Annotated in this window: 11 protein-coding genes; 9 read left to right on the top strand and 2 right to left on the bottom strand. The window is 36.5% G+C overall.

What is annotated here, in order from left to right:
* Positions 1–36 precede the first annotated feature (36 nt).
* Together AC4G3K_RS00570 and AC4G3K_RS00565 are read left to right on the top strand one after the other, a co-directional pair.
* Positions 37–1,467, top strand: coding sequence for a glycoside hydrolase family 1 protein (locus AC4G3K_RS00570; RefSeq protein WP_491132110.1), 1,431 nt, complete (start codon positions 37–39; stop codon positions 1,465–1,467).
* A gap of 542 nt (positions 1,468–2,009) precedes the next feature.
* Positions 2,010–2,627, top strand: a complete 618-nt coding sequence (locus AC4G3K_RS00565) for an NAD(P)-dependent oxidoreductase (protein ID WP_491132109.1) — start codon at positions 2,010–2,012, stop codon at positions 2,625–2,627.
* Positions 2,628–3,233: 606 nt separating this feature from the next.
* On the opposite strand, the gene AC4G3K_RS00560 is transcribed toward AC4G3K_RS00565, so the two are convergent.
* Positions 3,234–3,944: a GntR family transcriptional regulator gene (locus AC4G3K_RS00560; protein WP_491132108.1), complete on the bottom strand. Its 711-nt coding sequence runs from the start codon at positions 3,942–3,944 to the stop codon at positions 3,234–3,236.
* 184 nt (positions 3,945–4,128) lie between these two features.
* On the opposite strand from AC4G3K_RS00560, the gene AC4G3K_RS00555 reads away from it, so the two are divergent.
* The 5 genes from AC4G3K_RS00555 (at position 4,129) to AC4G3K_RS00535 (ending at position 9,382) form a co-directional block, all read left to right on the top strand.
* A complete protein-coding gene (locus tag AC4G3K_RS00555; protein ID WP_491132107.1) occupies positions 4,129–6,024 on the top strand; it encodes a beta-glucoside-specific PTS transporter subunit IIABC in 1,896 nt (631 codons plus the stop codon).
* A gap of 12 nt (positions 6,025–6,036) precedes the next feature.
* Positions 6,037–7,476 carry a 6-phospho-beta-glucosidase BglA gene (bglA, locus tag AC4G3K_RS00550; RefSeq protein ID WP_491132106.1) on the top strand — a complete coding sequence of 480 codons (1,440 nt, stop codon included), beginning with the start codon at positions 6,037–6,039 and terminating at the stop codon, positions 7,474–7,476.
* Between the two features lie 277 nt (positions 7,477–7,753).
* The gene (locus AC4G3K_RS00545) at positions 7,754–8,563 is read left to right on the top strand and encodes an HAD family hydrolase (RefSeq protein ID WP_491132105.1); all 810 of its coding nucleotides are present in this window, start codon (positions 7,754–7,756) and stop codon (positions 8,561–8,563) included.
* A 92-nt stretch (positions 8,564–8,655) separates the two neighbouring features.
* Entirely contained in the window at positions 8,656–9,201 is a 546-nt protein-coding gene (locus tag AC4G3K_RS00540; RefSeq protein WP_491132104.1) for a PD-(D/E)XK nuclease family protein, read from the top strand.
* Between the two features lie 10 nt (positions 9,202–9,211).
* Positions 9,212–9,382: a hypothetical protein gene (locus AC4G3K_RS00535; protein ID WP_491075328.1), complete on the top strand. Its 171-nt coding sequence runs from the start codon at positions 9,212–9,214 to the stop codon at positions 9,380–9,382.
* A gap of 269 nt (positions 9,383–9,651) precedes the next feature.
* Here the strand turns inward: AC4G3K_RS00535 and AC4G3K_RS00530 are convergent, their stop codons facing one another.
* A complete protein-coding gene (locus tag AC4G3K_RS00530; protein WP_491075327.1) occupies positions 9,652–10,005 on the bottom strand; it encodes a DoxX family protein in 354 nt (117 codons plus the stop codon).
* Positions 10,006–10,151: 146 nt separating this feature from the next.
* On the opposite strand from AC4G3K_RS00530, the gene AC4G3K_RS00525 reads away from it, so the two are divergent.
* The gene (locus AC4G3K_RS00525; protein ID WP_491075326.1) at positions 10,152–10,487 is read left to right on the top strand and encodes a winged helix-turn-helix transcriptional regulator; all 336 of its coding nucleotides are present in this window, start codon (positions 10,152–10,154) and stop codon (positions 10,485–10,487) included.
* Positions 10,488–11,389: 902 nt separating this feature from the next.
* Positions 11,390–12,478, top strand: coding sequence for an acyltransferase family protein (locus tag AC4G3K_RS00520; RefSeq protein ID WP_491132103.1), 1,089 nt, complete (start codon positions 11,390–11,392; stop codon positions 12,476–12,478).
* The last annotated feature ends 45 nt before the right edge of the window (positions 12,479–12,523 follow it).

Raw genomic sequence — 12,523 nt, 5'->3', positions numbered from 1 at the left:
GAGGCAACATTTGACGGAAGGGAGACTAAAACAATTATGTATAAAACAGTAAAACCATTTCCGACAGACTTTTTATGGGGAGCGGCTTCCGCTGCCTATCAAATTGAAGGGGCATGGGATATAGACGGGAAAGGGATTAGTAATTGGGACCAGTTTGTACGTATTCCAGGTAAGACCTATAAAGGGACGACGGGAGATGTGGCAGTAGACCACTATCATCGTTATAAGGAAGATGTCCGTTTAATGGCAGAAATGGGGTTAAAGGCTTACCGCTTTTCTGTATCATGGCCGCGTATTTTTCCGAACGGAAGAGGTGAGATCAACGAGCAGGGCCTCGCTTTTTATGATGATTTGATTAATGAGCTGCGTAAATATCAAATTGAGCCTATCTTAACCTTGTACCATTGGGATTTGCCTCAGGCACTGCAGGACGAATATGGCGGTTGGGAGTCCCGAAGAATCATTGAGGACTTTACGAATTATAGCGTGGAATGTTTTAAACGTTTTGGAGACCGTGTGAAGTACTGGGTCAGCTTAAATGAACAAAATATTTTTACAAGCCATGGATATGAAAAAGGATCGCATCCGCCGGGTGTAAAAGATAAGAAGCTGTTCTATCAGGTGAATCATCACGCAAATCTGGCCAATGCCAGTGTCATCAAAGCGTTCCGTCACTATGTTCCGGATGGTCAGATTGGTCCGAGCTTTGCTTATGGACCAGCTTACCCGGCTTCTTCAAAGCCAGAAGATATTTTGGCTGCAGAGAATGCTGAGGAGCTGAACAGCCATTGGTGGATGGATATCTATACTTGGGGGAAATACCCGAAGGCAGCGTGGAACTATTTAGCGGAAGAAGGTCTAGCACCGGAAGTGGAAGAAGGTGACTTTGCTTTATTACGAGAAGGCAAACCAGACTTTATGGGCTTAAACTATTATCAAAGCACGACATTTGAGATGAACCCATTAGAAGACGGGGTGGGTGCCGGGGAAATGAATACGACGGGTATCAAAGGTACATCAAAGGATTCTGGAATTCCCGGACTATACAAAACTACGAAGAATCCAAACCTGGAACGGACGAATTGGGATTGGAATATTGATCCGCAAGGACTGAGAACTGCGCTACGCCGAATCACAAACCGATATAATTTGCCGGTATTGATAAGTGAAAATGGACTCGGTGCATTTGATAAGGTAGAGGACCATGACCAAATCCATGATGATTACCGGATCGAGTACCTTCAGGCTCATGTGAAAGCAATTCAAGACGCCATTTCCGATGGTTCCGAAGTGATTGGCTATTGTGTCTGGTCTTTCACAGATTTACTAAGTTGGTTGAATGGTTTCCAAAAACGTTACGGATTCGTCTATGTTAATCAGCACGAAGAAGGCACGCATGACTTACGACGTATCAAAAAGGATAGCTTCTATTGGTACAAGCAAGTTATTGAATCGAATGGAATTTAGGGAAGCGAAGCATTATCTTCGCTTTCTTTTTTTGCAATCAAATCAAATTTGTCTCTTTACTGTAGGATTAAAACATCTTTGGCAAATCGAAAGGATCTGTTTCCATCTGGTAGGCTGCAGGTGTAATGGGTTGATATTTTGGGTCCAATTAAAACACCGATATAAGAATTACAGAAGTGAAAAGATGGAATATCCATTTTTTAGCAACAGCTTGAAGGCTATATCAACGAAAACCATCACTTTGAGTTTTATCTTTTCCCAGATTGTGTACAAATTAAAACGATGAATATTACGAAGCGTAAATTTCTTAAGTAGTGGGAATTGAAAAAATGGAGGGACAACAATATTATTAAATTATTAGGTCCATCAAGTGCAAGTAGATATGTCATATTAAACTAATAAATAAAAAAGCAATCATTTTCATTATATTGATAACAATTTTTATTGTTTCTATAGAATGGCTTAAAAATAATAAAATCATGGTCCGAAAGTGAGCAATCTAAGAATGATGGTATGATAATGAGGTAGAAAGGTGGATTGTTATGAAAATTATCGTTTTTGGGGCAACAGGTGGTGTAGGTCAATCTGTTGTGCGTCAAGGAATTGAGGCTGGTTTTGAAGTAACGGCCTTTGTACGTACTCCATCAAAGCTAGACTTTTCACATGAAAATTTAAAGATTATACAAGGAAATGCCTTTAATCAAGGGGAAGTCACAGAAGCGATTGCGGGTCAGGATGCTGTCGTATCATGTTTAGGTTCAAGCCAAGGAATGAAAAAGTCGACTGAGCTTCAAGAGATGATTAAAAATATTGTTACTGGTATGAAGGAGCATAATGTAGAACGAATTATCTACACTGCATCTGCAGGAGTCCATAAAGAATTATCGGGGTTAAGTGGAAAATTAGTTATGAGAATGCTCAAGAATCCTCTAATAGATCACCGAGCTGCAGTTGATTGCATTCAAGCAAGTGGACTCAACTATACAATTGTGAGACCGATGGGGCTAACAGATCATCCTTTTACAGGGAAGTACAGAGAATCTACACCAAGTGTACCAGAGAAATCAAGGTCAATCCCACGTGCTGACGTAGCCCATTTTATCGTAAAAGCATTACGAGATAGAAGTTATGATCATACATCAATTGGAATTTCTACTTGAGTAGTTACATAACGCGCACTTTTTAATAGTAGAATGATGGTTGAATTAAGGTATTTTCAAAACAGCAGTAGTTTTATTAAGTCTCTAAAAAAGGCGTCTATTAAAAAACGCATTTAGTAGATGAATCCTGCTTAGCTATAAGTAGTTGTTTTATGCCTTCTATCACATATCCTAGCGGAAATAGTTACATGTTGAACATGGGTAGTACCATTTTGAACAGTAATGATAAACTAAATAGGCATTTATTAGTAAATGTTCTAAAAGCATTTAAGGAGCAGTCATCTTAACAATTAGTTTGATGACTGCACTTTTTTCTTAGAACGTTCAAACAAAGTGGTTAGAAGTATTGGTTAAGCTTGCGGAAATTTTACAATATGACTATATATTGTAAACATATCTCCAGATCCCATACTCCCAAGACAAAGATGAGATTCATTTAATCCTGTATTATCCAAGTTTCGCATATTCCATTTGAGTAGTCCCCTCCCTCATAATACGTATTTAGTACATTGACAGCTACACATGAACCTCAAGGCAAGTTATAAACGATTATGGTGGCTATTCAAAGTTTTATATTGAATATGCTTATTTCTAATCCCTAAACTTCTACAGTAACTGGCCGTTAGCCTGAGTAAAGAAATAGGACTTTTTGTAGTTATAGGTAACTTTTGAAAAGTCGAAAGGCTGACCGTTTGTTAAATGGAAAATACTTTCGATACAGAACTTAGGATCGTTGGTTTCTAACCCTAAAAGCTCTGCTTCTTCTCCGTCTAATATACCCGCATGAAGGAACAAATCCGTATATCCAATTTTCAGTCCGAGCCCTTCACGAATATAATTAAATATTGATTCGGAAACAATTTCTTTATTTAAATAGCTAATAATCTCTTTATTAAAATAAGAGTGCTCAATACATAACGTCTCTCCGTTAATGTAGCGAATTCGTTTGACATGATAGACATCATTATCTGGTCCGATGTTTAAATTATCCATCATCTCTAGTGTCGGTTTTATAACTTCTAATTTAATAACCTTCGTTGTTAATTGAGAATCCTCGAGGTCTTTTTTAAATCCTTGGTTGGTAAGTAGGTTGATATAACCCTTCCTTTTATGTCGTCTTACAAAGATACCGCTGCCACGGACTTGAAAAACTATCCCCTTTTTTTCTAGGAGATCTAAAGATTTTATAATCGTACTCTTGCTCACTCCATGCTGTTTTATTAATGCTTCCAGAACCGGTAGCTTATGACCTTGCTGGAGATTATGAGTCTCAATATATTTTTCTATTTCATTTGCAATCTGTTGGTATTTTAACATTCTTATATCCTCTAATTGTTTTTTTGTTTACGCCAATTATAGCATAATGAAAATACATATATTATCTTTAAATTAAAATTATACCGTTATTGCCAAATTATACATGTACAATTATAATGAAACCGTAAACAATTTTTGTGGCTATACAATTTTTCTTGGAAGTATAAATTAAGGAGGACAGAATATGTCAGCAAAAGTGAGGGATTATCCGCAACTGGCGAAAGACATTTTGGCAGCTGTGGGTGGGGAAGATAATATCGTTGGTGTAACACGTTGTGCAACAAGATTGCGTTTAGTATTAAAAAGGTCCAATCCAAAAGCAAAAGATGAGGTTGCCTCATTACCAGGGGTCATTACCGTTGTTGAAAACAATGGTCAATTTCAAATAGTCATTGGGCAGCATGTCGGCGATGTCTACGAGGAATTTATCAATCTTGTAAACATTGAAACTACTAATGAGGAAAATGAAAATAAAGGGACAATCTTAAATCGTGTGATTGCAACCATGTCGGCGGTGTTTGCTCCTTTTATCTATATCTTAGCAGCTGCAGGTATTCTGCAGGGTGTATTGATTATTATCAATCTATTTTTTGACGGCTTCGCCAATACAGGCACATATCAAGTGTTAAGCTTTATGTCTTGGGCGCCGTTTACTTTTCTACCAATATTTATCGCTATTACTGCCTCGAAACATTTTAAGACAAATACGTTTATAGCGGTTGCCAGTGTTGCCGCACTAGTCAGTCCAACATGGGCCGAGATGGCTGCGCAAATTGCAGATGGAAAGTCGATTACATTTTTAGGTATTGCTTTATCGGAAACGACTTATACATCGTCTGTGCTTCCGCCATTGTTTTTAGTCTGGATAATGTCATATCTTGAAAAATTTCTAAACAAACGTATGAATGATGTGATTAAACCATTATTTGTGCCACTAATCTGTATGGTCGTTATGGTACCGTTAACGATTCTCTTAATCGGTCCGCTTACAACTCTAGGGGCAAACGGAATTGCAAACGGATATAATTTCTTAGCAGAACATGTTCCAGTACTGGCAGGAGCAATTATTGGAGGCTTCTGGCAGGTAATTGTTATTTTTGGAGTCCATTGGGGAGTTACACCAATGGTTATGGCAAACTTTGATTTATATGGCCGCGATTCCTTTCAAGCCTATCAAACCATAGCTGTTATCGCGCAAGTTGGTGCAGTTCTTGGGGTCTATCTAAAAGCGAAGAGCCAAGAGGTAAAAAAAGTCAGTATTTCGGCTGGAATTACCGGAATTTTCGGGATTACTGAGCCTGCAATTTATGGTGTTACCTTAAGATTCAAGAAACCGTTTATATTTGGATGTATTTCCGGCGCAATCGGGGCCATCGTCGCAAGCTTTTTTAAACCATATTACTTTGCTTATGCAGGGCTGCCGGGTCCGTTAACGATTGTAAACGGAATTAATGAAAAATTCCCAACATCTATCTGGGGAATATTAATCGGCGTAGCGATTGCGATTATTCTTCCTATTATATTGATTCAAATTTTTGGCTATGGCGATGATACAGCCAAACAAGCAGACGGTGGGAATAAATCTGTTGAACAAAACGGTGCCATGAGCCAGCCTGATTTAAATGAAGAAGTTATCTATTCACCGCTTAGCGGAACAGTAATTCCATTATCAGAGGTACCAGATCCGGTATTCAGTTCTGGTGCGATGGGTGAAGGAATTGCAATTGAGCCATCTGATAACAAATTATATGGCCCGTTTGACGGAACGGTTGTGATGGTAGCGCCGACTAATCACGCTATTGGGCTCCGTTCGGAGACTGGTGTTGAAGTGCTCGTTCATATTGGTCTGGATACCGTCAAACTAGAAGGAACGCCATTTGATTTGAAAGTGAAGGAAGGAGATAAATTTCATCAGAATGATATTTTAATGGAGTTTAATAAGGAATTGATAGAAAGTCATGGCCTAAAAACAATTACACCGGTCATCATTACAAACACACAATCATTCCAAAAAATTATCAGTGAAAATAATCAAACACTACTATCATCAAATCAGAAATTATTCACAGTTGTAAAATAGGAGGAAATTGAAATGGATAAATTACCAAAAGGTTTTCTATGGGGTGGCGCTTTAGCTGCCCACCAATTTGAAGGTGGCTGGAATGAGGGAGGCAAGGGGCCAAGTGTAGTTGATGTCATGACTGCCGGAGCTCACGGCGTTCCTAGAAAAATTACAGATACCATTGAGGAAAACGAATTTTACCCGAACCATGAAGCGATTGATTTTTACCATCATTATAAGGAAGATATAGCGTTGTTTGCGGAAATGGGATTGAAATGTTTACGGACGTCGATTGGATGGAGTCGTATTTTCCCGAATGGAGATGAAGCTGAACCAAATGAAGCGGGTCTTCAATTCTATGATAATGTATTTGATGAATTGCTGAAATATGGTATTCAGCCAGTAATCACTTTATCTCATTTTGAAATGCCTTTGCATCTGGCCAGAGAATATGGAGGTTTCCGCAATCGTGCAGTAGTAGATTATTTTGTGAAATTTGCAGAAACGTGCTTCAGGCGCTACAAGGATAAAGTGAACTATTGGATGACGTTTAATGAAATCAATAACCAAATGGATGTAAACAATCCGCTTTTCTTATGGACCAACTCAGGTGTGATGCTGAAGGAAGGCGAGAATGCCAAAGAGGTTATGTATCAAACTGCGCATCATGAGTTAGTGGCAAGTGCCTTGGCGGTTGCGAAAGGGAAGGAAATTAATCCTGAGTTCCAGATTGGTGCGATGGTATCGCATGTACCGATTTATCCTTATTCCTGCAATCCTGAAGATATTATGCTTGCGGAAGAAGAAATGCGCCAGCGTTATTTCTTCCCGGATGTACAGGTTCGTGGCTATTATCCTGCTTATGCGATGAAAGAATTTGAACGTGAAGGTTACGATATCAAGATGGAAGATGGAGATGAAGAAATTCTCCGTAATGGTATCGTTGATTACCTTGGATTCAGCTACTATATGTCCACAACTGTAAAAAGTGATGTTAAAAAGGATAATATAGGGGATATAGTGAATGGCGGTTTGCAGAATGGTGTGGAGAATCCTTATATCAAAGAAAGTGACTGGGGCTGGGCTATTGACCCGACAGGATTGCGTTATACCTTAAACCGTTTATACGACCGTTATCAAATTCCTTTGTTTATCGTAGAAAACGGTTTTGGTGCAGTAGATGTAATGGAAGAGGACGGTTCCGTTCATGATGCTGCAAGAATTGAGTATTTAAGATCGCATATTGAAGCATTAGAAAAAGCGGTTGCCTATGATGGTGTGGATTTAATAGGCTATACACCATGGGGCATCATTGACATCGTATCCTTCACAACTGGTGAAATGAAAAAGCGTTATGGCATGATCTATGTTGACCGTGATAACGAAGGAAGAGGAACAATGAAACGCTTTAAGAAGGATTCATTTGATTGGTACAAAAAGGTGATTGAAACCAATGGTGGAGTTCTATAAATAAGATGGATGTAGGTTGCTCAATTAACTGAATAATGGATTGAATCAATGTATGGTATACCTTAAAGTATTTGATATAAGTTAATACTATTAGACTGAATGATTACTTAAAAAACCTGTATAAATAATACCTATTTATACAGGTTTTTAATTGAAAATCGTTGGGTAAACAGGCATTCCATATATATTGCTTCTTACAGAATTATAGATTCTCTTAACTAGGTAAGAGTTTGTAAACCATAGCTATATAGAATGGTATTCCACAGGAGGCAATGTAATGATTAAATTAGTATTGACGGACATGGATGGTACATTTTTGAATAATAGCGGTGACTTTAACAGGGGATTGTATAAGGATGTAAAAAAGATTATGAAAGAAAAAGGTGTTGTTTTTGCTCCTGTCACTGGTAAGCAATGTGAACGGGTAGAAGAGTTATTTGGCAAGGATGCAGATGATTTATGGATTCTTGGGGACAGTGCTACTCGAATCAAGCATAATGGGGAATTTGTTTATGAATCACTGTTAAGCAATAAATTGGGACTGGAAATCATTCATTTACTTGAAGAAATAAGCCTGGACCATACCATTATTGTATGTACGAGATCCGGTGCATTTATAAAAGATCATTTATCTCCTAAAGAAGCAGCAATCGTCAGGAGGTCTTATGCACAAGTAAGGCATGTATCTGATTTTAAAGAAATAACAGAGGATTTTGTTAAGATAACCATTCATGATCCGGCACTCCAATGTTTTGAAACCAGGAAAAAATTATCCCGATTTTTTGAATCGGCGTATATTATCGCATCTGAAGAAGCTTGGATTGATATTGCCAATACGAATGTACATAAGGGTACGACCGTTAAACATCTGCAACAAATTTTGAATATTACTCCGGAAGAAACGATGGCTTTCGGAGATGGATACAATGATATAGAGCTCATGACTCGCAGCAAATACAGCTTTGCAGTACGAAATGCGGTTGATAGATTAAAGGATGCAGCTAATTTTATAACGCAATCTAATGAAGAAGACTCTGTTATGAAAACAATCATACAACTATTATCATTACAGAAAAATAAGCATTAAGAATATGAGGGGCCATTATCGGCAAACGGTTTAAAACTTAACTAATCAGCACTTTTGCGGGTTTTTATAAGAAACAAATAGGGAGAATTACATTGAATATTTTTTATAGAGAAGATACGATCACAGATTTTCTTGTTAATTGTTTTAAGGATTCAGAGGAATTTTTAATTCAATTTTTATATGAATCTGGTTTTCAGACAGATCAAAATACTGTCTTCGATATTGATACACGTGTTGGCTTAGGGGAGAGAATTGGTACACCTGACATTGTGATTCGAGCACTAAGCAATAATCGATTGAAACTTATTATTATAGAAAATAAGATGGGTGCTTCTGAGGGGGTTGAACAGACCAAACGTTATGAATCTTTGGAAGCAAGAACTCGAATAGCCAAAAGGTATAATGTTCCTTTTGGTCAAATGGAATTCCACTATATCTTTTTAGCCTTGGATTCAACTGTTAAGCCTAAAAGTTCACAATTTGCCTTTTTAAATTACGATATTTTTTTAGGCAGAGAATGGCCCCTAAAAGAGGAGAAGCTACAATTCTTATTTAAAGAATTTCAACAGAAACTCGAACAATTTTATGAGCCTATAATTAAACCGTTTGAAAGCCTTGAGGCAAAAAGATTTATTTGATGCCTTTTATTTGAATAATGAACTACTTTTAGACTGGGGAGAAGCAGCTGGGGCAGGACGCAGCAACTTTATTTTTTTAGTTTCAAAGTCAGATTGGACAAGCAGCAAGTCATTTAAAGAAGCAGAACATTGTATAGATGATGTGATTAGTGAAATGAAAACAGAGAATTTAATTAAATAGCTTTAAAGTTCTAAGGTATTGCAAATATAATGAAATGAAAATGCGGCGAGGCCTGCTTTGGGATACGAGAGGGTGAACCGTATCATAAGTAAATGAGATTTTCCTCCTATGAATAGTTGTAAAAAAGATGAGACCTATCTAAACAGGATAAATCTCATCTATTTTTCTATAAAGGTTAAAAAGATCCAAACATTTCGTAGTAAAAAATGGATGAAGTTTTATAAGAACGAAATATCAAGTGATCATAAATTAAAAAAACTTTATCTATCTTAGATATAATAAATTGCAATCATTAAGGTTAATGCAAATAAAACAATGTTCATAGTGATCTCCCGATATTCCTTACGTATTACATGAAATAAGGCTCCAAGTAGTACGGTTGTGGCAAGTCCAAAAGCAGCAATCGGTGTTAATATAGGTACAATATTTAGCGCTTGTGGGAGGATAATGCCAAGGGCCCCTAATAATTCTGCTACCCCAATAAAGATGACCAACTGTTTTGGAACCTCATTTACCCATCCCCAGGATTTTCTGGCTTTTTCATATTGAATGGCTTTTAACCACCCTGAGTAGATAAATACCAGTGCAACTAGACATTGAATGATCGATATTAGCATATTCATTGAACAATACTAACCTCCTAAGTTCATATTTTATACCCTCTAAATGTATAATAGCTGAGAATAACCAAGTTAAGGAAGTAGGCACTTTATTTAAACATAGTAAATAAAAAGTAACCTTACGCAATAAAAGGGAGATGGGCGTTTAAATGAAACAATATTGTAAATTTGAATCTGCACTAGAAATTTTAATTGGTAAATGGAAACCAGTCATTCTTCTTCAGCTTATTTCGAATGGAACAATGAGATTTGGTGAACTTCAAAAGGCAATACCAAACATAAATAAAAAGATGTTAACCCAACAATTACGAGAACTTGAGTATAACGATATTGTGCATCGCAAAGTTTATAATCAAATTCCACCAAAAGTTGAATATTCGATTTCAGAATATGGGAAAAGTTTAAGTACGGTATTACAGGCGATGAATGATTGGGGAGAGATACATATGGAGCACATGAATGTGCTGTACGGAGAAAAGGGTTAGTCCGAGAATGATTAACTAACCATTACCCTGGGCATGTAAACGTATTTTACAAGACTAAGAGAGATGATTCTTAGTTAGTTGATAATGATCGACCTAAGTTAAAAATGGATCGATAATAGCCAATAGTGAACCGATATTACAGCAGTTCGAACTGATTTTGGTCTGTATTCCTTACGAGTTAGAATTGATATCAGAATCTCATTTAGATACATCGCGGAGAACCGTATCATAAATTAATGTTTTTGAAGCTCTCCTATCCTATTAATCTAAAAAAGATGCTCTCAGTTATGAGGGCATCTTATTTTTATGAGGAGTTTCACCAATTGTTTTTTCAATAAAATCTGACATAAAGTATTACTAAATTACATAGAAAACGAATAATTGCCAAGGATTTAAAGGTTGATTAATACAAGTGTATAAATCAGTCTTTTTTTAATGAAAAACCAAGAATAGTATAAATGACTTAGAAATTAATGGGAAGATTTTGTAGTATTATCGCTTAAATTTGATGCTCTTCGAGAATTGATTTGTTCGTTATATGAGTAAAATTGTATGTATATATTTGTTGATAATGAAATTTAGCATTATTAAATTAAGAAAGGAACAAAATTTATCCTGATCTGAATTCGGAGAGAAGATTTATTTCTATGCTATATAAGCATAAAAAGCTCATGAACGACTTAAATGGTGTGAGAGGAGAAAGCCTCAATAGAAAGAGGTCAGATTGTTAATTTATTTTTATGAAGTTTTAGATGCTGTGATCCTACTCAAGTGCAAAAAATAAAGATAAAAAAATATTGTAAGATTTTACAATATGGCATATCATTAAGTCTGAGTTCTTTATTGAGAACAAAAAAAGACTGGGTCTAGGTAAACAATTGGTTTAATTGGGAGGTGGATTAATGGCAAGAAAGAGATTAAATATGATTCAATTTTCCCGAGCGTTCGTACCTATTGTGGTAATGCTATTTCACTTATCTTTATCCATGCATGAATACTATGATTTTAATTTGCTTGGATTATACCAACTTCCTATGTCGGGTGGGGTGAGTTACTTCTTTGCACTCTCGGGTTTTATGATGTATTACGTTTACCAACACAATTTTGGCCAACCGAAACAATTGAAGAATTACTTTATTAATCGGTTTATACGAATATATCCGCTTTATTGGATTTTAACGATGTTTTTGCTACCTTTTTTACTTTTGTATCCATGGTATGGAGCAGGACATGAAACGAAGCTTGGTACAATCATTTCATCTTTTTTGCTCAGTCCAAATCCAAGTGACGATCCTCCAATTCTAATTGCTGCCTGGTCATTGAAATTTACGATTCTTTTTTATTTAATGTTTTCTCTTTCATTCATGCCTAAGCCTAGGTTAGGAAAAGCCATTTTAGCCATTTGGGGAGGAATGTGTGTCGCCGTTTTCCTTGGTTACATTCCGGTTACCAATTTTATTACTGGATTTATTTTTAACGAGATTAATCTTATCCTGCTTGGAGGGATGTGTGCCGCATATTTTGTAATGCATGTTAGGATCAATTGGTTCTTATCGCTTTTGTTCACGATAACAGGCATACTGGGATTTCCTTTTATGTGGCGAAACTCATTGAATCCAATTTACGATATCAACTTTGATCTTGGGACTGGCTTTATGTCCATTCTTCTTATTATAGGGATTGCATCAATAGATCTTAAGAAGGATATACGTATTCCGAGATACTTGAACTATTTAGGAAATGCAGCTTTTTCAATCTATTTATCACATAATATGCCATTGGATTTTTTTAATGAAATGTTTAGCAGGTATTATGTTTACCAAGCTTTTGGGGGATGGGTTTTAAGCGTAATTCTCTTTATCATTATGGTCAGTATCGGATGTCTCGTGCATTCTCATCTTGAGAAACCATTAATTAACATGCTTAAGAAGCTTCTGCTGGGTAGGAGAATCAGAATCAAAGGAATCAAAACAGTTGTCGTTAAGTATTAAAGTTGCAATGGATAAGAGCTATTCAAATACAGGTCATTTTCTAGA

It is taken from the genome of Bacillus sp. z26, assembly GCF_058313635.1.
Note: the sequence above shows the minus strand (reverse complement) of the source record. Positions and strands in the feature narration are given on the sequence as shown.

What these genes read in the sequence shown, in the direction of transcription:
- AC4G3K_RS00570 (WP_491132110.1), top strand. Translation starts at nt 37, where the DNA reads ATGTATAAAACAGTAAAACCATTTCCGACAGACTTTTTATGGGGAGCG.
- AC4G3K_RS00565 (WP_491132109.1), top strand. Translation starts at nt 2,010, where the DNA reads ATGAAAATTATCGTTTTTGGGGCAACAGGTGGTGTAGGTCAATCTGTT.
- AC4G3K_RS00560 (WP_491132108.1), bottom strand. Translation starts at nt 3,944, where the DNA reads ATGTTAAAATACCAACAGATTGCAAATGAAATAGAAAAATATATTGAG.
- AC4G3K_RS00555 (WP_491132107.1), top strand. Translation starts at nt 4,129, where the DNA reads ATGTCAGCAAAAGTGAGGGATTATCCGCAACTGGCGAAAGACATTTTG.
- bglA (WP_491132106.1), top strand. Translation starts at nt 6,037, where the DNA reads ATGGATAAATTACCAAAAGGTTTTCTATGGGGTGGCGCTTTAGCTGCC.
- AC4G3K_RS00545 (WP_491132105.1), top strand. Translation starts at nt 7,754, where the DNA reads ATGATTAAATTAGTATTGACGGACATGGATGGTACATTTTTGAATAAT.
- AC4G3K_RS00530 (WP_491075327.1), bottom strand. Translation starts at nt 10,005, where the DNA reads ATGAATATGCTAATATCGATCATTCAATGTCTAGTTGCACTGGTATTT.
- AC4G3K_RS00525 (WP_491075326.1), top strand. Translation starts at nt 10,152, where the DNA reads ATGAAACAATATTGTAAATTTGAATCTGCACTAGAAATTTTAATTGGT.
- AC4G3K_RS00520 (WP_491132103.1), top strand. Translation starts at nt 11,390, where the DNA reads ATGGCAAGAAAGAGATTAAATATGATTCAATTTTCCCGAGCGTTCGTA.